Below are 22,733 nucleotides of genomic sequence, written 5' to 3'. Positions count from 1 at the left end.
GCGTGATCGCTACCGCTAGACCCCTTGTCGAAGTCTGGGTAGGAGGAATCGAATGTCCCGCTGCGCTGACCTGTACCGATGGCCCATGGCGGTACGCGATGGAGCGTCCGGGACGGCAACTCGTTGGCTCATAACCCAGAGGTCGCAGGTTCAAATCCTGTCCCCGCTACTACAGAGGGCGGTCCTGACCAGTAGGTCCAGGACCGCCCTCAACTCTTATCCAGGTTCGTAGCAACGAATTTGGCATCCCCCCGGTTGACCTCGAAGGCTGTCAACGGCACAAGGCGGGTGTCACGCCCAGATGGAAAACACTGTCACACCAAGGGTTTCCACAGGTCACGAACGGATTGATGGCATCGAATCACCCCGGCGATCTACGGCACCGGGGTGGTTCAGGCTGACGGCGAGGGCGAGGACGAGCATGAGGATCAGGGCGGCGGCGATGACAGGTGTGACCGCCGGTGGCAGCCCTGCAACAGCGAGTGTGACGGTGTAGACCGCTATGGCGGCCAAGCCGAACGATTGGATGATCCGGTTCACGATGACGCGGTCGCGGTCGCGGCGCACGCGGCTGTCGTTGGGGGCCACGGCAGCCAGGATCAGCAGCATGGTGAAGGCGGTGAAGCCGAACTCCGAGCCCGCGACCAGGCCGTCGGCAGGCGCGTCGGTGTTGGCGAGGATGATCGCCAGCAGCGCGGAGTCCGAATGCACATTCGCCGCCAAGGCGAGCAGTCGTGATTGCGTGACGTAGTAGCCCCGAGTACTCGTGAGGAGGGCTAGGGCGATCATCGCGCCGTCGGCGATGACGTAGAGGTAGATCGAGCGGATCATCGTGATGTCGGGCGCGACGGCGTGCAGGTGGAGCAGCGGGATCAGCACCCAGATCGCGGCGGGCATCGACAGTGCGGCCACCACCGCGAGCGCTGCGGTACGCCGGACGTCGTCGGCGGCGAGCGTGCCGCGCAGTCGTAACCACAGCGCGATGATCATCAACAGGGAGAAGCCCAGGAAGCCGAGATCGGCGGGGGAGACGCCCTGCCGATCGTTGTGGCGGAGGTCCTGGGCGAGAATCTGATACAGCGTCCCAAGGCTCCAGCAGGCAGTGGCGAAGCAGGCGACGGTCAGCCAGCGGCGTTCGAGACCGCTGTCGCGGGCCGCCCGGAATCCGAACGCGAAGGTAGCGGTGGTGATGAATACCGCTTGCGCGACATCGCCGATCCACAGGTCGAGCTCCGATCGTGCGGGGATCGAACTGTGCACGGTCGCGAGGCTGAGTAGTGCGGTGGCCAGGCCGAGGCAGATCGGGATGAACCAGCGCGAGCTCTTCACGTCGGCGTCGGACACCGGTTTCCGTGCGGCCTGTTCCGGTGCGGTCGGCGGATTGCCGGTGGCGGCCCACTGCCACAGCGGCTGAACATCACTCGCCGTCCCGCCGAGCACCCGGGTGATCGCGGCGATCGACGCCCAGGAGGGCAGGTTGTCCTCGGTCGAGAAGGCGCGAGCAACGGTGGTGTGGCTGACCTGAGCACGCTGCCCGATCATCCGCAGACTGAGATCCGGATGATTGCTTCGAAGTTGCTTCAAACGCCTAGAGAGGGCCTAGCGTCCCTGCTCGCGGTGGTTCACCTTTCGCAGTCTAAGGGGTTCCGACTGTCATCGTGAGCCGGATCACGCGCGCGATCAGCCAGCCGAGATAGGCCTGTGAGCTGTGTAAATCAGCCTTGTGACAGTCGGTTACGCATGGCGTGACAACCCAGGCGATTCCGTTGACATGCTCGTTTCAGCTCCAATTGGCCCGGCCGACCCAGCGAATCCTCGGCATCGGACTGGCGGCCGCAACCGTCACATCCGACCAACTATCCGGAAGGTACGGTCATGGTGGATATCTTGCTCGTGCACGGCGCTATCGCCGATGGCTCGTCGTGGGCCGCGGTCATTCCCGCGTTGCAGGACGCCGGTCATCATGTGGTGGCAGTCCAGCAGCCGCTGTCCTCAATTCCCGACGATATCGTCAAGGTGCGTCAGGCCCTCGACCTGCTCGCCGGGCCGGTGGTGGTGGTTGGTCACTCCTTCGGCGGCTGCGTCATCACCAACGCCGCCTACGGTGCCGCCAACGTGAAATCGCTTGTCTACGTGGCTGCCTTCGCGCCCGACGAAGACGAAACAGTGGTGTCGGCGGCCGGGCGATTCCCGCCACCACCCTCGGTGCCGTTCTTCGCCGTCGATCCGCAAGGCCGACTGACGCTGCCTCAGGACAAGTTCGTCGAATTCTTCGCTCCCGACGTGGATCCCGTGCAGGCGCGACTCATGGCCTGTGTCCAAGGCCCCAGCGACGCCGCACGTTTCGAATACATCTCCGGTCCACCGGCGTGGAAGCAATTCCCGACCTGGTACGTCGTGGCGGGCAACGATCAGATCATCAACCCGCAGCACGAGCGGTGGCTCGCCGACCGAATGGGAGCCCACACCACCGTCATCGAGGCCTCCAGCCATTCGGTGATGGTCTCCCATGCCGCGGAGGTCGCCGACGTGATCCTCGCCGCCGCGGCCTGATCCAGCTCCCGAGCAGAGCCCCGAACCCCGAATCCGCCGATTCGGGGTTCGGGGCTCTTCTGGCGTGCATGGCCGATTATGCGTCGAATTCCAGATGCATTCTCGCCAGCTCACAGTTAACTGAACTGGATAACGGTTGAGCCTTATCGGTCGGAGATTCTCCTTTTGCGTCAGGAGAGGAATTCGCCTCTTCGGTCAGATGATACTCATGTTACGACACGGATATTGAATACCTCCTGGTAGGGACCTGTTTTCATAATCATTCGCATTTGTGACCAGGCGCACCGTATATGGATTTACCTCGCAATTCGCTGTTAGCTTTGAATTAGCCACAAAGTAGCCATTTGTGGTTTCGGAAATTTCCGCGAACACAAGTCCCGCACGGAAAGAGAGAAAAGCTATGAATGGCAAAAAATCCACGATCATGTCGGTTGTCGCGGCCGCGGCCGCTATCCCGGTCGCCCTGACTGTCGCCACTCCGGGAGCCAATGCCGCTCCCGTCGACCATGGGGCACAGATGGTGCGCTACCTGCCGTCCTGGGAGCAGCCGATCGCTCCGGTCGCGGCCGCGGCAAATGAGATTCACGATGGCACCGCGACGCCTCCGCCTTTCGGTCCGGCGAACATGAAGCCCAACCCGACTCCTGAAGATATGGAACACGCCTATGCCGCCCGTGGCGCGGCCATCGGTTTCGGAGTCGGCGCGGCGACCGGTGCGGTGGTGGGTGGCGCCGCGGCGACGCTGCCCGGCGCGATCGTGGGTGCCTTCACGGTGGGTAGCGCCGGTGGCCTGTACGGTGCCGTGGTCGGTACCGGCATCGGCTGTTTCGTCGGCCTGCCTTTCCTTCTTGTTGGCTGCATCCCCGGCGCTCTCATCGGTGGGGCGATCGGCGGAGCCGTTGGTTCCACCGTTGGTGCCGGGCTGGGTGCCTTGACCGGTGCCGCCGCCAGTGCGCCGGTCGCGGTGCCGCTCGGCGCGGCCGCGGGTGCGGCCGTCGGCGGCGGAATCGGTGCGGCGGTCGGCGCACTCGCGGGCATGACGCTCGGAGCTGCCGACGAGCACGCGAACGAGTGGTTGCAGCCGACCGCCGCAACATCATCCACCGACGCGGATGCCGCGCCGGTCACCACGGTCGCCGCTCAGGTACTCGATGCCGCGCCCACGGCCATCGCCGAGGCTCTGCCCTCGCAGATCGGCGACCAGGTCATGAACGGCGTGCAGATGGCCGCCGACCTGCTTGGCCTTCCGCAGCCGGTGGCCTGAGCGCGGTAACCGGGGCGAGCCGCCGAGCTCGCCCCGGGGGCGAGATGGGTTCGGCGGCAATGATGCCGCCGAACCCATCGGGTGTTTCCGCCACCGGCGGTCTCCGTGTACCCGACCACGTCAGGAGTGAGCCGTGGCGGCAACCGATCATCCGGAACAACCAGCAACCCTCGGACCGTTCGCGGCTCGGCTGAATCTGTTGTTCGACCGCTGGGCAGAGAAGCACGGCAGGGCGCTGCGGAATTCCGACCTGGCCGCCGGGCTGACATCTGCGGGCCACCGGATCTCGAAAGCCTATGTCTCGCAACTGCGCCGCGGCATTCGCACCAATCCGTCCACCGCGCTGCTCGAGGCGCTGGCCGCATTCTTCGGCGTCCCCATCGACTACTTTCTCGGCTACGACACGGTCGGCTGCGGAAGCGGAGACATCGACATCCCGGGCGGCCTGATACAACCCAGCCTGCGCCGATTGGTGTCCACAGCCAGCGGGCTATCGCCCGCCGCATTGGAGTACCTCGCGACGATCGCCGATGCGCTACGGCTTGCCGAGGATCTTCCGGGCCGCCCGGAGGTCGCCGATCTCTAGACCGTCGCCCCGCCCGCCCATCCAGTCGTGCGTGGGGCGGAGCGGCGCACAATGGCCTGCGGAGTGACACCGTGCCAGCGTTTGAACGCCCGGACGAAACTGGAAGGTTTGCTGTAGCCGAGCCGACGAGCCGCCTGCTCGGTCGATAGGCGTTCGACAGTCAGCAGTTCTTCTGCACGCGCCGCCCGTACCTCATCGACCAGACGGCGGAACGACACACCCTCGTCGTCGAGGCGGCGCGAGAGCGTGCGCACACTCATCCGCAGTGCCCCGGCCACCGCCGTGATGTCGGGGATGGCTCCAGGGTTACGCGACAGCTCGTTACGGACCGCGCCAGCAATGCCGACGCGTGCCCGACGCTGGGCCAATAGCTGCTGACCAGCCGCCTCGAAACTTGCTCGCACCAGTGGATTGGCTTGTGGCAGCGGCATATCCAGATAGCGCGCGTCGAACCGCATCGCATCCACGGACGCTCCGAACACGGGAACGACGCCGAGTACCCGGACGTATCGCGAGATATCGGCGGGTGCGGTATGCCGGAAACTGACCCCGGTCAACGGCAACGGCTGCCCCAGCAGGTCACCGGCTTGGATTTGTGCGGCGGCGATGACGCGCTCGACCAGAAACGGCCGTAGGTCGGCCGGGTGATCGCGACCGTCGATGCGCATCATCACCGAACCATCGGCTTCGTCGAAGGTCACCTGTGAATAGGTCCAGGTGAGCTCGAGATGCGGCAGCACCAGGCCGACGACCTCGCGTAGCGACTGGCTCGCGAGCATTGCTGGCGTCAGTGGCCCACGCACCGACACGTGGTAGCGCCGTCCGGCTTCGATGCCGAGCCCTGCGACATGGCCGCACTCGCGCAACAGATTACGGACCACGGTGAACTCCTGCCGCGCGGTGATCTCGGCGGTCGGCTCGATGTCGATGGGGGTTCCCGAACCTCGCAGCAACCGTTCCCTGCTGATTCCGAATTCGGCAGCGACCTGCGCCAGCAACTGCACACTCAACGCACTGGTGGGCAAATCCACGTTCATCGGCCGAAATCCCCTTCAGGTAGCCCCGAGCCGCTAGATCGCCACAACTAGACCTGGGAACCAGATGTCAACGGAACCCCAGTGCTGTCAAGCCGGACGTAAACCGCTGTCACACCAAGGGTTGCCGCAGGTCGCACCCGGGTAGCGCACCAGACGATCGTCCGGTGATCTGAGCCACTGTGACAGGGTGATGGGCAGGATTCGGTCCGTCCTGCGTGCTCGCCACCGGGGAGTGGCGAATCGGTAGACGCAACTTCTTCGCGTTAAGCTGTGCTCATGAGTGCTCGAGCGACTACGCGACCCGGTGGGCGTAGTGCCCGCGTTCAGCAGTCCGTGCATCAGGCCGTCCGGGATCTCGAGGCGGAGGTGGGGCGGGATGGGCTCAGTGTGCCTTTGATTGCCGCGCGGGCGGGGGTTACGCCGTCGACCGTCTACCGGCGCTGGGGGGACCTGCGGGAGTTGCTGTCCGATGTGGCCGTCGAGCGGTTGCGGCCCGACGTCCCCCCGGCGGACCATGGCAGCCTGCGGGCGGACCTGGCGGCGTGGGCGGTGCAGTTCGCCGAGGAGATGTCCTCGACGCCGGGCCGCACGTACATTCGCGACGCCCTGCTGGGCGACCCCGAGCAGGGCAACGGGGCTCGGTGCTCCGACTATGCCGCCGAGCAGTTGAAGGCCATCGGCGTACGCGCGGCCGGGCGTGGGGAGGCCGTGCCCGACGTGGAGACCCTGCTCGACGTCGTCGTCGCCCCCCTGATGTATCGGATCCTGTTCCGCCCCTCGGACCTGTCCGCGGCCTACACCGACCGCTTGGTCGCGGCGGCGCTCGGCCGCACCACGCTCCCTCCCATTGTCTAAACGCTAAATATTTGCGTTCGGTGGTTGTCCGAGCTTAGAGTGCTTAAAGCAAAATATTCGCCTTAAAGCTCGGGAGGTCTTCATGACCAACGCCACCGCTCTGCCGTCCCGACACCGCCGTATGCCCGCGCCCCGGCGGGCCACCCCCTTCCCGAGCGCGGGGTGGAGTCTCGGCGATATCACTGTGCGCCGGGTCGACGAGATCGAACTGCCGCGGCAGACGGGGCCCTGGCTGTTGCCGGATGCCACCAAGGAGGTGTTGGACGAGGCGTCGTGGCTGCGGCCGGACTTCGCCGATGCCGAGGTTCCCCGTCTGGCAAGCCATAGCTTCGCGGTGGAGGCTGGCGGGCTGCGGATCGTGGTCGATACCGGTATCGGCAACGCGAAGCCGCGAGCCAATCCGGCTTGGAGCGGTCTCGACACCGATTTTCTGGAGCGTCTGGTGGCAGTGGGCTTTCCGCCCGAGTCCGTGGATCTGGTGATCACCACGCACTTGCATACGGATCATGTCGGCTGGAATACCCGCCTCGTCGGTGAGGATTGGGTGCCTACCTTTCCCAACGCTCGCTATCTCACCAGTCGCGCCGAATGGGATCGCTGGGCCGGGGCCGAGCTGGACGAGGCCCGCCGCCAGATGTTTCGCGACTCCGTCACCCCGGTTAGAGACGCGGGGCAGTACGACCTCGTGGACGTGCCCGAGCAGGGGCGCGAGGTGGCGCAGGGCGTCTTCCTGATTCCGGCTCCGGGCCACACCCCGGGGCAGGTCGCGGTGGAACTGCGAGGCAGCGAGCGGCCAGCGCTGATCACCGGCGACAGCATCCATCACCCCGTGCAGCTGTCCCACCCCCACGTGCACAGTTGCGTCGACATCGACTCCGCCCAGGCGGTCCGCACCCGTGAGCGACTGCTCGACTCCCTGGCAGACACCGACGCGCTGCTCCTCGGCACGCATTTCCCGCAGCCCACGGCCGGGACCGTCCGCCGGGAGAACGGCCGCTACCGACTGCTCGCCGAGCACGGCGGCGAACTCCCGACCACCGCTGCCTGACCGCCCCCGATTCACCGCATCACTTGCATTCGGTACCTGGGTACAGGTTTACCGTGGCTTCATGACGCCCAATATCGGGTCTGGGGACTGGGTTTCGGACTCGTGCACCCTGCCGACCGCCGCGCGGCCCATGCGGGTGGCCGAGTTCGACCGGTTCTTCACCGACGCCGCCCATTTCATCAGTCGTCCGGACCGTACCCGCCTGGACGTGCTCATCGACACCGCCGCCGAACCCCTCGGACGAGATCTAGCCGCTCGCGAAACCGCCTGCTGCGCGTTCTTCACATTCACCTTCGAGCCCACCGACTCCGGCGTGGTGATGCACATCGACGTGCCCGCCACTCACATCGATGTGCTCGACGCCCTCGAAACTCGTGTCGGAGCGGTGAAATGACGGGCGCGGGCTTGCGCACCGGCGAACTCGCCAAGGCCGCCGGGGTCAACATCCAGACCCTGCGCTACTACGAACGCCGTGGACTGCTCGCCGAACCGCACAGATCCCTGGGCGGGCACCGTCTCTACCCCGAGAACGCGGTGACCACCCTGCGGATCATCAAGGCCGGTCAACGCCTCGGGTTCACTCTCGAAGAAGTCGCCGACCTGCTGGCAGCCACGCACGCCCACGGCCGCCCCGACGCGGGCCTACACGCCCGCGCGGCAACCAAACTCGCCGAAATCGACGCCAAGCTCGCAGAACTGACCGCCGTACGCGACACCCTACGAGCGGCACTGGCCGCCGGATGCAATGACCTCCTCGCGTGCAGCGAAAGCCCCTGCTGCCCTTTGCCATTCACCACCGACATCACGTCCGCGCTGGAACGGTCCAGCGACTCTTCGACGACTACGGTGGTCAGTAGGCGGGCCTGATCGCGAAGGTGACGCTCCTGGTAGCCCAACCGCGGTGGGGCTACCAGGATTTCGTCGTGCTGACCGGCCTACCGTGCGTCGGTCGGTAGCGGGGCTTGCCCCATGCGCTGCCGTCCGAACTCCGCCGAGGTTCGCACGGCCTGGAAACCGTAGTCGAGCATGGCGGTTTCGTAGTCACGGAGGGCCGGTATGAGCTCGGCGCCGCGGGCGGCCTTGCCCAGCTGTGTCGCGAGCAGCGCGGCATCCCGCAGTGCGGTGTTGGCCCCGACGCCCACGGCCGGGCTCATGGCGTGTATGGCGTCGCCCAGCAGGGTGACGGCGGTTGTCTGCCAGGGCGTGATGGGCACAGTGGATCGAATGGTGAGTGGGAATACGGTTGCCGGATCCCACATTTCGAGGATCGTGCCGATGCGAGGGCTCCAGTCGCGGGTCTGGGCCATGACCAGGTCCCGCAGCTGTTCCCCACTCGCGGAATGCAATTCGTCGTCCGAGAGGGGCAGCAGCTCGGCCGGTGCCGAGAACAAGCACATCATGTAGTCCTCGGTATCGGTGAACTCCACCGCGGCGCCGCCGAGTTCGGCCACCGCTCGGTGGACCGGCGGACGATATTGCACCGGGGCCAGCCCGAGATGCCGATGGTCCGGGCCGAGGACACCGCTGTAGAGGGTGAACAGACGCTCGGGGATTGCCGCCACGGCCGCCTCGGTGAGCGGGCACCGGCCGTAGATGGTGCGCACGCCGGTGTCCATCACCCGCGCGTGTGGCAGATACTGCTGGCGCACAGGTGAATTCACGCCGTCCGCGGCGACGAGCACATCACCGGTCGTGTGCGAGCCGTCCCGGAAACGAGCGGTCACCGTGCCGTCGGCATGGGTCTCGTACCCGGTGCACTCGCGACCGAACGAGACGATCTCGCCGAGCCCGCCCAGCAGGATCTGCCGCAACGTCAAACGATTGACCGCCACATTGCGACCACCCTCGTCCCCGCGACCCGGATCGGTGCTGGGAATCGGATCGAGCCGATCATCGAAATACGCACTCGGAGGCTGAATCGAGCAGGTCGCCGACACCAATCGGTTGAGGTGTTGCGGCAGTAGCTGTTCCAGTGCGGCGAGCCCGTCCGGGTTCATTCGCAGCCGATAGCCCTGAGCACGGGAGGTGGGAGAGGCGTCGCGCTCATATACCGCGACATCAATACCGTCGCGGTGCAGTCCCTGCGCCAACGCCAGTCCTCCCAGCCCCGCACCGATCACGATGACACGCAAAGCTGATTTGTTCACAGTTCTTCCCTTTTCTGGTTTCACAACAGAAAGGGATGTTCTGGACACAAGAACTGTGTGTACGAGCGCATCGCGCCACCCGGACTACCTACCGGGCCGTGGCTTTCGACATCCACCTCAACCATATCCCCGAACCCACACCTGTCAAGCCCGCAGTGCCCCAACGGGTTCGGTCTCCCGGTGGGGCACGTCCAGGTCAGGCGTAGGCGGCGCTTCTGGCGGGTCGGGTTCTGGGTAGGTGAGGGTTGCGGGCTCGGGGGTGGCGGGGATCGGGGGATCGGGGTGTGGCGGGGTCGGCGGGCATGGCCGGTTGCATGATCGATTCCCACCAGGGGTGGAGGTGGCTGGGCTCGGGCCAGTGCACTACTGACAGGTCCGAATCGATGTCTTCACCGGGTGTGAGGTCGGTTTCCGGGATGGCAGTGGTCACGGGTCTTTCCGTTTCGGGTGTGCGTGAAATGTCAAGCGGCGCGGGCCATGCAGCGGCGGGGCAGGCGTGGCGCGCGTTCGGTGCCGCGTCGGCGTTGGGCCGTTTTCTCGTTGGCGCGGTAGGCGATGACGCGGGTTGCCTCGGGCCCACGCGGGGTGTCGGTGGCGGTGAACACCACCGGTTGGCCCGCGCTGAGGGTCTTGAATCCGGGGGTGTCGATCACGGAGTAGTCCACGAATACCGCGGGTCCGGTTGTGGGAGTGAGGAATCCGAATCCCTTGGCGGCGTCGAACCAGGCCACGCGTGCGGCGCGCCAGCGGGGCGGTTGGGTCGCGGGTTCGGTGTGCACGGGGTCAACCTGCGAAGCAATCGTCATCATCGTCCTCACGGTGGGGGGTGATCCAGGCTTGGTCGATACGGTCGGCGAGGTCGGCGGTGTCGAGTACGGGGCGTAGCCGTTCGGTCGGTGGGTCCAGTGCGGTCGTGTCCAGGCCGATGTCGCGGTCGGCGTCGTAGACGAGGATGTCCTGGTCGGCGCGGTCGAGGTCGCTGCCGTTGGGAAAGCTGGTGATCATGGCTAATCGCCTCCTTCCTCGAACGTGACACACGCGGATGCATCGATGGGTAGCGATGAAAGGTCCGGGTGGGCCCGCAAGCCCGCCGCTGAACGGGCCCACCCGTCGCATGGAAGGGATCCAAAGCTCACTGGAAGCTGTGTTGGTCGTTTCGACAGGCACCACCTCGCTCTCTCCGACTTCCGGGTCAGGAACCGAGACGATTTCCCCCGCGCGGGCGGGCCGCGCGTGAGACCGGTCGAGTACCTCATCACAGGACCTCCCGTGACGTCGGTTCGCGTCAGGCGGTAATGGCCTGGTGTTTGCCGTTGTGGCGGGCGACCGCGATCTTGCGGGGTTTGGCCTGCTCGGCGACCGGGATGGTCAACCGCAATACCCCGTCGGTGTAGTCGGCGCGGATCTGCTCGGTATCGAGGTTCTCGCCCAGGAACAACTGGCGACTGAACTCGCCGCGGGTGCGTTCGGCGGCGATCATCGACCGGCTCTGATCCAGTTCCGGACGTGAGGCCCGCACGGTGATCACATTGCGTTCCACGTCCAGGTCGAGGGAGTCCGGGTCGATGCCGGGCAGATCGAATTCCACGAAGAACTCATCACCCTCGCGCCAGGCGTCCATCGGCATCACCACCGGACGCGCCGGTGTGCCGAACACCTGCTGAGTCAAACGATCCAGATCACGGAAGGGATCGGTGCGCATCAGCATGGTCGCCACCTCCAACTCACTCCATTCTCGATCGAAGGGGGATCAGATAACCTCTGTCATCTGACACAGATATTATTTAGCACTCTCCATAGGTGAGTGCAAGGTTCGGGGCAAGGTAATCTGCCCCCGAACCGCGCGGTAGTGGTGGGGGGTGGTGCCGGTCCAGCGGCGGAAGGCGCGGGTGAAGGCGCTGGGTTCGGAGAAGCCGAGGCGAGTGGAGAGTTCGGCGATGGTTTCGTGGTGGCGGGTCAGGCCCGTAACGGCGGCTTGACGCAGGAGATCGTCGCGGAGGGCGGAGACGGTGGTGTGGTCGGCGTGCAGTCTTCGCCGGAGGGTGGGTGTGCTGATGTGGAGGCGGCGGGCGATGTCGTCGACCGTCTGCCAGGGGTCGGTGGCGAGGAGGGCGCGGACCTGGTCACCGATCGACTGCGGGGTGTCGGTGCGGTCCAGGAAGCCGAGGGGAGCTCGGCCCAGGAGGGCGGCCAAGGCATTCTCGGTCTGGACGATCGCCATGCCGAGCAGGTGGTTGTCGATGACCAGGGCGGCGCGGGGACGGTCGAAGAGTAACGGCGACTGGAAGTTTCGCTCGTAGGCGGTGGTGTCGGCGGGGCGGGGATAGCAGAATTCGACGCGCCGCACGGGCAGGGGGCCGCCGGTCAGCCAGCCGAACAATCGATGGGCGAAGACGACGGTGGCGTCGGCCATGAGGTGCTCGGCATCGTCGACGAGACGCAGGTCGGCCGCCCACCGGGTGTGCTCGGCGCCGACCTCGACGGTGAAACGCGGCAGTCCGGGAAAGACCGCCGCCGCGTCGGCGAAACGCCACATGGCCGAACCGAGATCGGGTGCCGAGCTGACCGCCAGGCACAAGAGCTGAAAAGCGCCGCGCGGCACGGGATTCGGCCCGAGGCCGAACATCTCGTCACCGGTCAACCGCCAGAAATGGCGAAACAGCACCGTGACCCGGCCGGGGTCGAACGTCTGCGCCGACTCGGGCCCGATCGGGGTCACGCCCGGCGGCAGGGGCCAGCCGCGGCGCGCGGCGAGGGCCAGGCAGGCGGCGGCGAAGGTCGCGGGAATCGGGTTGTCGTGCACCGGGAATCTCCTTCGAACCAACTGTCCCGGACGCTAGCGCTGGAGTGATCGGTTTGGTCAAGGAATCAGATTTGTTTGGTCATCGCCTCCGAATTCCCAGGTCATTAGCGTCTTGCCTGGTATGAGCGCACAAGTCGAACCAGGAGCGCATTCGATGAGGAACCGTCACCTGGCCGCCTGCGTGGCGGCCGCGGCATTGCTGTTGTTGCCCGGCGCACCAGCTTTCAGCCAGCCGCCGATCGCCGTCGAACCGGTGCCCACGCTGACCGTGCCGCCCGAATTCGACGACTTCTACAAGCCCGCGGCGGGCGTGGTCGCCGCCGCCGAGCCCGGCCAGATTCTGCGCGCCCGCGCGATCGCACCGGCGCTGTTCGGGTTCGTGCACTTGAACATCGACGCCTGGCAGCTGCTGTATCGCACCACCGACAGCCACGGCGAACCGGTCGCGACGGTGACCACGGTGCTGGTGCCGCGCGGCCCCGCGCCGGAGGGTGGGCGAAAGTTGTTGTCGTATCAGATCGCCGAGGACAGTCTGCCGCAGTACTGCGCACCGTCCTACGTCCTGCAGTCGGGCGCGATACCGGCGAATTTCGTGGGCGGCATCGAATCGCTGATCCCGCTGGCCGCCGGTGTCGGGCAGGGGTGGACCGTCTCGATACCGGACTGGGAGGGCCCCAACCTGGCCTTCGCCGCGTCACGCCTGAACGCCCAGGCCACTCTCGACGGCATCCGCGCGGTCGAAAGCTTCTCGCCCGCACAACTTTCCGGGCCGGACACCCCGACCGCGCTGTGGGGTTACTCCGGCGGCACGGTGCCGTCGGCCTTCGCCGGAGAGATCGCCGAGAGCTATGCGCCCGAGCTGAACATCGTCGGCGTGGCCGTCGGGGGAGTGGCGGGCGGTACCCTGCCGCTTGCCTTGCGGCACAACAGCGGTGGGCTCTATTCCGGTCTCGTCACGGTGGCCATCGAGGGATTGGCGAACGAATACCCCGAGGTGCGCAAGGTCCTCGAGGACAATCTCGATACCGCGGGCAAGCTCCTCCTCGGCACGAAAAAGCTGTTCTGCCAGTCGGTGAACACCGCGATCCTGCCGTTCTTCGATTACCTCGCCCACTTTCGTGGCGATCCCCTGCAAAACCCCGACATTCAGCGTGTGCTGGCCGATATCGCACTGGGACAACGTGTTCCATCCATGCCGGTCTACTTCTATCACGCCCAATACGACGAAATCCTGCCGAACGTGGGCACCGATCAGGTCATCGACGGATACTGCCGCGGCAACGCGCCGAGCGTGACCTACGTCCGAGAGCTGCTCGCCGAACACATCTCCGGCGCCATCACCTCCCTCCCCGGCGCCTTCAACTGGTTGCGAGACCGCCTCGACGGCGTCGCCGCCACACCGGGCTGCACCACCACCAACCCGATCTCCACCCTCACCGAACCCGAGACCCTGCAGGCGATCCTGGAATTGGTGCCCCTCGACATCCGCGCCCTCCTCGGCCAGGCCATCGGAGCCTGACCGCGCGGGTCAAACTTGTGGCGATTCAGGGCAACTATCGGCCGGGTCCGGGGGAATACGGTCGGAGCGCACGGCTCCAATCGTGTTGTTGCTCTGGAGGCATCGTTGCGGAGACTCTCCACGCTGGCGTTGGCGGCGCTGCTGCTGCCGATCACCGCGGCGCACGCGCAGGCCGATCCGCCCGAGCGCATCGAGCGGGTGGTGCAGACCGGTGAGGGGCTGATCGTCAGTGAGGTGACGAGGTACGCGCCGCTGCCCGCGGGGGCGGCGCGGCATGCGGCGGCTTGCGATTACATCACCTACCTGCGATATCGGCTCGCGGACGGGCCCGAGGATCCGCAGGAGGCCGATGCGGTGATCATTGGGCAGCCCGCGGCCTTGATGGCGGGATACAGCCTGGATGGATTGGCGCGCAATCTGGAACATCAGTTGCGGGACAACGGCAAGCGGGCCGAGTTCTGGGCTGTTCATCCGCGCAATATCTGCATGTTCGATCGGACCGGGCTGCGGGCCGCCAATGCGGCGGGGGACTATCACGTGGCGTGGGATTACTACTTCGAGGGCAAGGAGATCGACGGGAAGAAGTTCGGGGGTTTCAAGGCGGACTGGGATATGCCCGAGGTGTCGGATATGGCGCTCGCGCAGACGGTGCGGGACCAGTACACGATCATGAGTCAGGACCTGCCGGATCCGGTCTTCCGGAAGAATCGGGCATTCTGCCTGGGCACCTCCGACGGCGGGTTGTGGCAGGCCGCGTTCGCCGCCTGGGACTTCGACGGAGACCCCGGCCATGCGCAGTGCCGGGCGTTGATCACTCCGGAAGCGGTACCCACGGTGGATCCGGCTGGCCTGCAACGGCTTCCGGTCGCCCGCGAGATCTTCGGCGCGGTCGCCACCGTGACCTACAGCGTCTACCTGGCGCTGTTCCATCTCGGCGTCAACCTGCCCGGCGGTGACCGGCTCGCACTGTTCCCGACGACCCCGACGCTGGGCTTCATGTTCAGTCCACGCTGGTGGACCCTGGTCTCCATCGCCGGAATCGCGGCCACCTATCAGCCGGACGAGGAAACCGACCTCAACAAGCTGGCCATGCGCGACATCTTCCTGAATATCAGTCTGCGCGTGAACTTCCCGAACAACTGGGCCGATATCCTGTTGGGCACCAATGGCATCGACACCTTCCACTTCACCAACCGCGCGTTCCTCGGTGAGCTGGTGGGCAATACAGCCGTGAACATCCCCTACCCGCCCTACAGCCTGGGTGTGCTCGACGGCGGTCCGGTCGTGCCGAAAGAAGCGCCGCTACCGGGCAACATCCTGCCCGCCATCCCTGTCCTCGGTAAGTACCTGGCCACCATTACCGGCACCACCAACCGGGTCGGCCCGACCGACCACAACGCGCTCTACACCTGGCGGCGCTTCAATGAGCTGGATGGTCTGCCGTACGCCGATCCGTCCAAACATTTCGTCGATATCGACTATTTCGCGCGGCAGGTGGGCAGCCCGCTGGGCTGGGCCAATCCGTACATGGCGCTGCAGTGGACCGTCGCGGACCAGATCATGATCTGGTTCGGCGCGCGAAATCTGGACCTGTCGGGTGTGAAGCATGTGGACGAGGCCAATGCCATGCCGTCGCTGACCATGTGGTCCAAGGACAGCCTCGAGGGCGCTCTGCTGTCCCCGCTGTTTCCGAACAACACCGAATTCGTGGAGGGCCCCGTGCATTACGACATCGGCAGTGCCGCACCGGTGCAGAACAATGGCAAGCCCGATCCGTTCAGCTCCCGGATCACCGGCTACATCACCGATCTGGTGGACGCCGCGCCGGGCCCGAACCAGGGCACGGGCACACCCCCGGCCTTCGGCAGCTCCAATCCGCCGAATCTCCTGCCGCTGGGCGTGACCGGCAGCGCCGACGACGGGCGCGGCACCGGCTCGGGCGGCCACTGATGCGTGCCGCGATCGCCCTCCTCGCCGCGACCATCACCACCGCGGCCCTGTGCACCGCCGTCGCGCACGCGGAGCCCGAAGAGTCGCCGGACCGGCAGGAGACCGTCCTGGATCGACGCGGTGACATCATCATCAGCGAAGTCACTTGGGCCGCACCGCTTCCCGCCGGAATCGGCCCGCATCCGGCGCGCTGCGACACCCTGTCGTATCTGCGGCTGCGCATGGCCGACGGCCCCACCAACCCGGCCGACGCCGACGTCATCTATTCCGGCCAGCCCGGATACGTCGGCGGCCCACGCTCTTTGGGTCCGATCGCGGAGAACACCCTGCGCGCCCTGGCTCGCACCGGCAAGCACGGCGAGTTCTAGGCCATGCAGCGCCGCCCGAGCTGCCTGGACGACCGCACCGGCATGGTCGCGGCCGTCGAGAGTCGGGATTACCGGGTCGCCATGGACTACTACTTCCACGGCGGCACCGTCGACGGACACCGGTACGGCGGCGTGGTCCCGGTCGGGCAGCAGGCGTTCCTGAAGGACCTCGGCGTCAAATCCATTGTCGAGGACTGGCAGTACATCAATGCCCGGGAGATCCCGGATCCGGCGGTGCGCAAGCGGAAGATCTATCTCGGCGGTCATTCCCTGGGTGGTCCGCTCACCGCCTACTTCGCCGCCTGGGATTTCGCCGGGCACGCCGGATACGACGAGATCGCGGGCATGTGGGTGCTGGACGCGCCGATGCGGCTCGATGTCGCCGATCTGGCGCGGGTGCCGCTGCTGAAATGGATCGTCGACCGGACCACCGGCCTGACCTACGGGGCCGTCACCGATCTCCTCGGCACCGGTTTGCTGCCGTACGCGGTCGATCTCGGCCTCGTCGATCCCTCGCTCACCGGTATCGCGCAGGCGCTGCTCGGGCTCAATGGCATCGAGACCAACACCCTGTTCCAACTGGCGAGCATCGCGGGCATCGCCACCCGGTTCGAGCCGAAGGCGGAGAGTGAACTGCCGCGGAGTCTGCCCCGCGCACCGGCCTGGGATATCGCCTTGTCCGCCTTGTACTCTCGCGATCTGTTCCAGCCCGTCGATCCCGACTTCCGCACCTGGCGGCTGACCAATGAGGCCATGCTCGCCTCGTTGATCGACAGCAATACCAATCCGACCCCGTTCTCCGCCGGGCTCGGCAGCTACGACGGACCGGTCGTGGAACGGAACCTGCCGGTGCCGATATCCCTGTTCACCGACCTGCCGATGATCGGTCCGCAGCTCAAATCGATCGTGCGTCCCCAGGTGGTTCCCGCCGACCCGGCCGGGCGGCTCAATGGCTGGCGAAATTACGACACTCTCACCGACGACCCGGCCGCGCCCGACGCCACCGGTCAGCCGTTCGCCACGCCGCAGGAAAAGGTCTGCGACATGGAGCAACTGGCCTACTACTTCGGCGGCGGCGAACTCGCCGTGGGCTCGCCCTACGACACCGTTCGCACCGCGATCGATATCGCCTACGCCATCCTCGGCACGAACACCGGCGATCTCGCCGGGCTGAAGCATCCCGAGTATCTGTCGCGGGTGCCGTATGTCCGGCTCGCCAGCGGACTGTGGCAACTCGCCTCGATCTTCGGCGTCGACGCCGAACCGACCACCTATCTCACCAACTATCGCCACCTCGACTTCCCGTTCAGCGGCGCACCGTCGAACGACGGCGGCCCCACGCCCGCCGACGCCCTTGTCGATCTGACCAATCGGTGAAAGAGACTGCACAGGACCATGACTGAGCTGATGCGGAAGTTCGCGCGCTGGGCGGTGCCCGCGGTATGCCTGTCGATACTGCCGATCCACGTGATTGCCGCATCCGCCGACGAAATGCGCACCGAGACGATCGTGGAATCCGATGGGGATCTCACCATCAGCCACGTCCGGCTGTTCGACCCATTGCCCGCGGGGACGCCACCGCATCCGGCCGCCTGCGACTGGGTCGATTACCTGCGGTACCGGCCCAGCTCCGGGGCGGCGGACCCGCAGGAATCGGACGCGGTGATCCTGTCTCAGGTCGGTGCTTGGCTGGGCGCTTCCTCGATGGATCTTTTGGCGCGCAATACGATTCATGCGCTCGAGGCCCGGGGCAAGAAGGTCGAATGGTGGTCGCAGCCGCGCCGCACCTCCTGCCTGTTCGACGACACCGGACTGCGCGCCGCCGCGGACGCCCACGATGGCCGAGTCGCCTTCGACTACTACTACGGCGACAGAATCGTCGAAGGACACCGATTCGCGGGATTCCAGTCGAACGCCGACCTGGGCTGGCTCGCCGATATGGGCCTCGCCCGCTATGTCCAGGACATGCACACCGTGCTGACCCGCGAACTACCGGACCCGAACATTCGGCGCACCAAGGCATTCTGCGGCGGTACCTCCGACGGCGGCCTGATCGCCGGAGCGTTCGCGGCCTGGGATTTCGGTGGCGGCGACGAGGGCGCGGGTTACAACCAGTGCGCCGCGTTTCTCGGCATCGACTCGCTGATCTCCACCGATCCGATTGCCTTGGAATCGATTCCGGTCGTCCGGCAGCTGGCGCAGTTCGGCAGCGGCCTACCCTATCTGGCTCAGGTCGCCGCACTTCATGCCGGGATCCTGCCGGTCAGCTTTACCGGAATCCCCTATGTGGAGCCACGTTTCTACACCTTGTTGGCCGTGCTGGGAGCCGCCGCCCACTACGCACCCGACGAGGAGACGGATCTCCACCGCAGGCTCCCCACCGACTGGATCACGGAGGCCTCCACTCGACTGGCCTTCTCCGCCACCTATGCGGACCTACTCGGCGGCGGTAATGCCTTGCGCGACTACCGCTTCACCAATACGGCCCTGCTCGGCATGCTGCTGGGCGACCACACCTTGAATGTCGGACCGATGCAGTTCAGCATCGGCGCACTCGACGGCGGCCCGGTGATCGACAAGACCGTCCCCTGGCCCGACAACCCGAACTCGCCCCTGAGCGCCGTCACCGGTCAAGGTCCGCGCGTGGCCCCTGCCGACAAGAACGCGCTCTACACCTGGCGCGACTACGACCAACTCGACGGAATCGACTACGCCCCACCCGGATCCGAGGTCGTCAGCATTCGCGACCTGGCCCGCGCCTTGGCCGCCGCACCCGGCGAATCCGTCGGCTTTCTCGACCCCTACTTCGCCCCGCGATTCCTCATCGACATCCAATCCGCCTTCACCGGAGCCCGACTCGGCGACCTGGCCCCCATCCGCTACGACGACCGCATTCGCCAACGCCCCATCCTCACCACCGTCGGCACCAAATCCTGGATCGGCGTGGCCAAACCCCTCTTCCCGGCCGACACCGTCTACCTCCCCAACTACACCCACACCGACGTCAATATGGGCGCCACCCACCAGGTCGGCGACCGCCCCGAAGCCGTCAGCGCCACCGTCGCCGACTTCCTCCTCCGCAACCTACGGTGAACGCCGGATCCATCGCCGTCGGCACCGAATCGGCTCGAGCGGAACCGTGTCGCCCCACGCGGCACGGACCCTAACGTGGTCGGGGTGAACAGACTCGATCACTTGGTTTTGGCCACGCCGGATCTGGCGGGCACGGTGGAGACGGTGGGGCGACTGGTCGGGGTGAAGCCCGTCGCGGGTGGCGCGCATCCGGGGCGGGGAACGCGAAACTACCTGTTGGGGTTGGGGAACGGGTCGTATCTGGAGATCATCGGGCCCGATCCCGAGCAGCCGGAGCCGGAGTTGCCGCGGCCCTTCGGAATCGACGACCTGAGCGAGGCCAGGCTGACCGGATGGCTGGTGCGGGTCGACGATATCGAGGCGGCCGTGGCCGCGGCGCGCGCAGCGGGATACAACCCCGGCGACCCCGCACCACTCGCGCGGGAGACACCCGACGGCCGTACCCTGCGCTGGCGCTTGACCTTTCCGCTGCCCAGCAGCGGCACCCAGGTCGTCCCCGCCCTCATCGACTGGGGCGACACCGACCACCCCGCCGACGAACTGCCGGAGGTGCCGCTGCTCGGTCTCGAAGTGGTCCACCCGGACCCGGCCCTGGTCTCGACGCGTCTCCAGGCCCTCGCCATCGACATCCCGGTCCGGCCGGGACCGCGCGCGGCATTGATCGCGCGCATCGGCACCGAAGACCAGCCGGTCACGCTCCTCTGAATTGTTCTGACTTGCTCTGAACGGAGATTTTTGGGGGCGAAAACAGCAAACGTCGCCGGGCGAAGGGGGGGAGTTGGCCCGGCGACGTCGCTATCGAGACGGCCTCGAGGGCCATCGATACGGGTTCACACTGTTCTGGGGGGAGTGAACAGGTGGCCCGGGCAAGATCATACGGATATACCCCGGCTCTTTGGCAAGTCCCTTGTGAGGAATGAAATCCGCTGAACCGCAATCGGTTGCGGAAACAAGGGCCGCCCGGGTCGGTTCTCGGGCGCGAGAACAGGCAGACTGGGGCGGACATGAAGCTGCCTGACCTTCCCGACCTGCCCGTTCGCGCCGCCCTCGACGATATCGCGGTGACGCTGGCCGATCGCGGCACCGCCGTGCTCATCGCACCGCCGGGCACCGGCAAGACGACCCTGGTACCCCTGGCCCTGGCGGCCGCCACCACGGGACGGGTCGTGGTGGCCGAGCCGCGGCGACTGGCGGCGCGGGCGGCGGCCGCGCGCATGGCGTCGCTGCTGGGCGAGCGGGTCGGGGAGACCGTCGGCTATGCGGTGCGCGGCGACCGGAAGGTCGGGCCCGGGACGCGGATCGAGGTGGTGACCTCCGGACTGCTGGTGCGGCGGTTGCAGAACGATCCGGAACTGAGCGGGGTCGATGTGGTGGTGCTCGACGAATGTCACGAGCGCCATCTCGACGCCGATCTGCTGTTGGCCCTGCTGCTGGACGCGCGGGCGGGGCTGCGGCCGGACCTGCGGGTGCTGGCGACCTCGGCAACCGTTGCGGCGGAACGTCTTTCGGTGCTGCTGGGTGGGGATGGACCGGCCGCGCCGGTGGTGGAGGTGCGCGGGCGCGCCTATCCGGTGGCCATGGATTACGTGCCACCGCTGCCCCGGGAGCGGATCGAACAGCAGGTGGCACGGGCGACCCGAATGGCGTTGGCGGACACCGCCGGTGACGTGCTGGTGTTCCTGCCGGGTGCGGGTGAGATTCGGCGCACGGCGGACCTGCTCTCGGGGCTGGACGTGGACGTGCTGTCGCTGCACGGCAGATTGTCCGCCGCCGCACAGGATCTGGCGCTGCGGCCGGGTGCCCGGCGGCGAATCGTCCTGTCCACGGCGGTGGCCGAATCCAGCCTGACCGTGCCCGGGGTGCGGGCGGTCGTGGACTCCGGGCTGGCGCGGGTGCCGCGCATCGACCATCGACGCGGACTGTCCGGCCTTGCGACCGTACGGGTTTCGGCCGCCGTCGCCGAGCAGCGGGCGGGCCGCGCGGGCCGTGAGGGGCCCGGCCACGCCTGGCGGTGCTGGCCGGAATACGAGCACGCGACTCTGCCCGCTTATCCGGAGCCGGAGATCAGAACCGCCGACCTGACCCGGCTGGCCTTGGAATTGGCGTGCTGGGGGACCGGCGACGGGCAGGGGCTGGCCTGGTGGGACGCGCCGCCACCGGGCGGATTGGCGGCGGGGCGCGCGGTGCTGCGAGCGCTCGACGCGGTGGACGACGCCGGGGGAGTGACGGAGCGTGGTCGGCGCATGGCGGGGGTGGGGCTGCATCCCCGGCTGGCCCGTGCCCTGCTCGACGGTGCGCACGCGATGGGCGCGCGAGCGGCGGCGGAGGTCGTCGCGCTGCTCGACGAGGACTCGAGCGCCGGTGGCATCGATCTGGTCGCCGCCATGCGCACGCTGCGGGCGGAACGGCCCGCGCGGTGGGCGCGGGAGGCGGAACGGCTGGCGACGCTGGTCGGCTCGAATCCTGCTGGAGTAAAGGGCAATTCGCATGGCATGGACGACCCCGCGCTGATCGCGGCGCTCGCGTACCCGGAGCGCCTGGCCCGTCGCCGCGCGCCCGGCTCGTCGAGCTATCTGATGGCGGGCGGCACCGCCGTCACCCTGCCGCCGGGCAGCGGCCTGTCGGACGCCGACTGGCTGGCCATAGCCGTCGCCTCGCGCGATCCCGGGCAGTCCGAGGGGCGAATCCGGTTGGCGGCCAAGGTCGATGAACGACTGGCGCGCGAGGCCGCCGCGACACTGCTCGACACCGTGGACGAGGTCGACTGGCGCGACGGCACCCTCGTGGCCCGCCGGGTGCAGCGGCTCGGCGCGATCACGTTGTCGGAGCGGCCTTTAGCCGATCCGGACCCGAATCTGGTGCTGGCCGCCCTGTTGCGCGGGCTGCGCGCCGAGGGGCTGAACCTGCTGCGCTGGGACGAGGACGCGCGCGGCCTGCGTCAGCGGCTGGCCTTCCTGCACCGCACCCTCGGCGCGCCCTGGCCCGCCGTCGACGACGACACCCTGATCGATCGGGCCGAAACCTGGCTGTCCCCGGAGCTTTCCACCGCCCGCCGCCGCGCCGATCTGGAACGCATCGACGCCGGAGCGGCCCTGCGTCGCCTGCTCCCGTGGCCCGAGGCCGCGCACCTGGACGACCTCGCCCCCGAACGCCTGGAAGTGCCCTCCGGCAGTCGCATCCGGTTGGACTACTCGGCCGACCCGCCGGTCCTCGCGGTCAAGGTCCAGGAGATCTTCGGCTGGACCGAGCCCCCGCGCCTGGCGGGCGGCCGGGTCGCGATCGTCCTGCACCTGCTCTCACCCGCCCAGCGCCCCGTCGCCGTCACCGCCGACCTCCCCTCGTTCTGGCGCACCGGCTGGCCACAGGTCCGCGCCGACCTGCGCGGCCGCTACCCCAAACACTCCTGGCCCGAGGATCCCACCACCGTCTCGGCCCACCGCGGCACCGCCCGCAACGCAGACCGCGGCACCGCCCGCAATGCCAACCGCGGCTGAAATCAGCATCATTGGT

The 22,733-nt window shown here is 67.1% G+C and carries 19 protein-coding genes and 2 pseudogenes; 14 read left to right on the top strand and 7 right to left on the bottom strand.

Annotated elements, in window-relative coordinates; all coding sequences use genetic code 11:
- Nucleotides 1-336: 336 nt before the first annotated feature.
- Nucleotides 337-1,587, bottom strand: a pseudogene (locus VMT40_RS17580) (hypothetical protein); the annotation flags it as partial.
- Between the two features lie 288 nt (nt 1,588-1,875).
- Here VMT40_RS17580 and VMT40_RS17575 point away from each other — a divergent pair.
- The 3 genes from VMT40_RS17575 to VMT40_RS17565 all read left to right on the top strand — a co-directional run bounded on the left by VMT40_RS17575 (nt 1,876) and on the right by VMT40_RS17565 (nt 4,403).
- Nucleotides 1,876-2,553 (top strand): alpha/beta fold hydrolase, encoded by a 678-nt coding sequence (locus tag VMT40_RS17575; RefSeq protein ID WP_326359353.1) that lies wholly within the window; start codon nt 1,876-1,878, stop codon nt 2,551-2,553.
- Between the two features lie 400 nt (nt 2,554-2,953).
- Nucleotides 2,954-3,817, top strand: a complete 864-nt coding sequence (locus VMT40_RS17570) for a hypothetical protein (protein WP_326359351.1) — start codon at nt 2,954-2,956, stop codon at nt 3,815-3,817.
- A 133-nt stretch (nt 3,818-3,950) separates the two neighbouring features.
- A complete protein-coding gene (locus VMT40_RS17565; protein ID WP_326359349.1) occupies nt 3,951-4,403 on the top strand; it encodes a helix-turn-helix domain-containing protein in 453 nt (150 codons plus the stop codon).
- Here VMT40_RS17565 and VMT40_RS17560 read toward each other — a convergent pair.
- A complete protein-coding gene (locus VMT40_RS17560; protein ID WP_326359347.1) occupies nt 4,400-5,407 on the bottom strand; it encodes an AraC family transcriptional regulator in 1,008 nt (335 codons plus the stop codon). The genes VMT40_RS17565 and VMT40_RS17560 overlap by 4 nt on opposite strands.
- Nucleotides 5,408-5,716: 309 nt before the next feature.
- On the opposite strand from VMT40_RS17560, the gene VMT40_RS17555 reads away from it, so the two are divergent.
- From VMT40_RS17555 to VMT40_RS17540, 4 genes are all read left to right on the top strand, one after another.
- Entirely contained in the window at nt 5,717-6,295 is a 579-nt protein-coding gene (locus tag VMT40_RS17555) for a TetR/AcrR family transcriptional regulator (protein WP_326359346.1), read from the top strand.
- Between the two features lie 82 nt (nt 6,296-6,377).
- Entirely contained in the window at nt 6,378-7,343 is a 966-nt protein-coding gene (locus VMT40_RS17550; protein ID WP_326359345.1) for an MBL fold metallo-hydrolase, read from the top strand.
- Between the two features lie 61 nt (nt 7,344-7,404).
- Nucleotides 7,405-7,737, top strand: coding sequence for a hypothetical protein (locus VMT40_RS17545; protein WP_326359344.1), 333 nt, complete (start codon nt 7,405-7,407; stop codon nt 7,735-7,737).
- Entirely contained in the window at nt 7,734-8,210 is a 477-nt protein-coding gene (locus tag VMT40_RS17540; protein ID WP_326359342.1) for a MerR family transcriptional regulator, read from the top strand. The genes VMT40_RS17545 and VMT40_RS17540 overlap by 4 nt, the downstream gene beginning before the upstream one ends.
- 68 nt (nt 8,211-8,278) lie before the next feature.
- Here VMT40_RS17540 and VMT40_RS17535 read toward each other — a convergent pair whose 3' ends face one another.
- The 5 genes and pseudogenes from VMT40_RS17535 to VMT40_RS17515 all read right to left on the bottom strand — a co-directional run bounded on the left by VMT40_RS17535 (nt 8,279) and on the right by VMT40_RS17515 (nt 12,293).
- On the bottom strand, nt 8,279-9,490 hold the full coding sequence (locus tag VMT40_RS17535; protein ID WP_326359340.1) for an FAD-dependent oxidoreductase: 1,212 nt from the start codon (nt 9,488-9,490) through the stop codon (nt 8,279-8,281).
- A gap of 557 nt (nt 9,491-10,047) precedes the next feature.
- Nucleotides 10,048-10,221 (bottom strand): annotated as a pseudogene (locus VMT40_RS17530) (cold-shock protein); the annotation flags it as partial.
- 52 nt (nt 10,222-10,273) lie between these two features.
- Nucleotides 10,274-10,495 (bottom strand): hypothetical protein, encoded by a 222-nt coding sequence (locus VMT40_RS17525; protein WP_326359339.1) that lies wholly within the window; start codon nt 10,493-10,495, stop codon nt 10,274-10,276.
- A 280-nt stretch (nt 10,496-10,775) separates the two neighbouring features.
- Nucleotides 10,776-11,198 carry an Hsp20/alpha crystallin family protein gene (locus VMT40_RS17520; RefSeq protein ID WP_326359338.1) on the bottom strand — a complete coding sequence of 141 codons (423 nt, stop codon included), beginning with the start codon at nt 11,196-11,198 and terminating at the stop codon, nt 10,776-10,778.
- 72 nt (nt 11,199-11,270) lie between these two features.
- Nucleotides 11,271-12,293: an AraC family transcriptional regulator gene (locus VMT40_RS17515; RefSeq protein ID WP_326359336.1), complete on the bottom strand. Its 1,023-nt coding sequence runs from the start codon at nt 12,291-12,293 to the stop codon at nt 11,271-11,273.
- Between the two features lie 154 nt (nt 12,294-12,447).
- Between VMT40_RS17515 and VMT40_RS17510 the strand changes: the two genes are divergently transcribed.
- The 7 genes from VMT40_RS17510 to hrpB all read left to right on the top strand — a co-directional run bounded on the left by VMT40_RS17510 (nt 12,448) and on the right by hrpB (nt 22,717).
- The gene (locus tag VMT40_RS17510) at nt 12,448-13,812 is read left to right on the top strand and encodes a lipase family protein (protein WP_326359334.1); all 1,365 of its coding nucleotides are present in this window, start codon (nt 12,448-12,450) and stop codon (nt 13,810-13,812) included.
- Between the two features lie 105 nt (nt 13,813-13,917).
- Entirely contained in the window at nt 13,918-15,762 is a 1,845-nt protein-coding gene (locus VMT40_RS17505; protein ID WP_326359332.1) for a hypothetical protein, read from the top strand.
- Nucleotides 15,762-16,130 (top strand): hypothetical protein, encoded by a 369-nt coding sequence (locus VMT40_RS17500; RefSeq protein ID WP_326359330.1) that lies wholly within the window; start codon nt 15,762-15,764, stop codon nt 16,128-16,130. The genes VMT40_RS17505 and VMT40_RS17500 overlap by 1 nt, the downstream gene beginning before the upstream one ends.
- Nucleotides 16,131-16,133: 3 nt before the next feature.
- The gene (locus VMT40_RS17495) at nt 16,134-17,507 is read left to right on the top strand and encodes a hypothetical protein (protein ID WP_326359328.1); all 1,374 of its coding nucleotides are present in this window, start codon (nt 16,134-16,136) and stop codon (nt 17,505-17,507) included.
- A gap of 18 nt (nt 17,508-17,525) precedes the next feature.
- Complete coding sequence (locus tag VMT40_RS17490) at nt 17,526-19,223, top strand: hypothetical protein (protein ID WP_326359326.1); 1,698 nt, start codon at nt 17,526-17,528, stop codon at nt 19,221-19,223.
- Nucleotides 19,224-19,307: 84 nt separating this feature from the next.
- Complete coding sequence (locus VMT40_RS17485) at nt 19,308-19,928, top strand: VOC family protein (RefSeq protein ID WP_326359324.1); 621 nt, start codon at nt 19,308-19,310, stop codon at nt 19,926-19,928.
- 299 nt (nt 19,929-20,227) lie between these two features.
- Nucleotides 20,228-22,717 carry an ATP-dependent helicase HrpB gene (hrpB, locus tag VMT40_RS17480; RefSeq protein ID WP_326359323.1) on the top strand — a complete coding sequence of 830 codons (2,490 nt, stop codon included), beginning with the start codon at nt 20,228-20,230 and terminating at the stop codon, nt 22,715-22,717.
- Nucleotides 22,718-22,733 lie beyond the last annotated feature (16 nt).

The sequence above is a fragment of the Nocardia sp. CDC160 genome, assembly GCF_035818795.1.
Taxonomy (GTDB): Bacteria; Actinomycetota; Actinomycetes; order Mycobacteriales; family Mycobacteriaceae; genus Nocardia.
Note: the sequence above shows the minus strand (reverse complement) of the source record. Positions and strands in the feature narration are given on the sequence as shown.

Coding starts and splice junctions, on each gene's coding strand:
- VMT40_RS17520 (WP_326359338.1), bottom strand. CDS start 11,198: ATGCTGATGCGCACCGATCCCTTCCGTGATCTGGATCGTTTGACTCAG.
- VMT40_RS17495 (WP_326359328.1), top strand. CDS start 16,134: ATGCAGCGCCGCCCGAGCTGCCTGGACGACCGCACCGGCATGGTCGCG.
- VMT40_RS17500 (WP_326359330.1), top strand. CDS start 15,762: ATGCGTGCCGCGATCGCCCTCCTCGCCGCGACCATCACCACCGCGGCC.
- VMT40_RS17545 (WP_326359344.1), top strand. CDS start 7,405: ATGACGCCCAATATCGGGTCTGGGGACTGGGTTTCGGACTCGTGCACC.
- VMT40_RS17555 (WP_326359346.1), top strand. CDS start 5,717: ATGAGTGCTCGAGCGACTACGCGACCCGGTGGGCGTAGTGCCCGCGTT.
- VMT40_RS17540 (WP_326359342.1), top strand. CDS start 7,734: ATGACGGGCGCGGGCTTGCGCACCGGCGAACTCGCCAAGGCCGCCGGG.
- VMT40_RS17550 (WP_326359345.1), top strand. CDS start 6,378: ATGACCAACGCCACCGCTCTGCCGTCCCGACACCGCCGTATGCCCGCG.
- VMT40_RS17490 (WP_326359326.1), top strand. CDS start 17,526: ATGACTGAGCTGATGCGGAAGTTCGCGCGCTGGGCGGTGCCCGCGGTA.
- hrpB (WP_326359323.1), top strand. CDS start 20,228: ATGAAGCTGCCTGACCTTCCCGACCTGCCCGTTCGCGCCGCCCTCGAC.
- VMT40_RS17575 (WP_326359353.1), top strand. CDS start 1,876: ATGGTGGATATCTTGCTCGTGCACGGCGCTATCGCCGATGGCTCGTCG.
- VMT40_RS17525 (WP_326359339.1), bottom strand. CDS start 10,495: ATGATCACCAGCTTTCCCAACGGCAGCGACCTCGACCGCGCCGACCAG.
- VMT40_RS17510 (WP_326359334.1), top strand. CDS start 12,448: ATGAGGAACCGTCACCTGGCCGCCTGCGTGGCGGCCGCGGCATTGCTG.
- VMT40_RS17570 (WP_326359351.1), top strand. CDS start 2,954: ATGAATGGCAAAAAATCCACGATCATGTCGGTTGTCGCGGCCGCGGCC.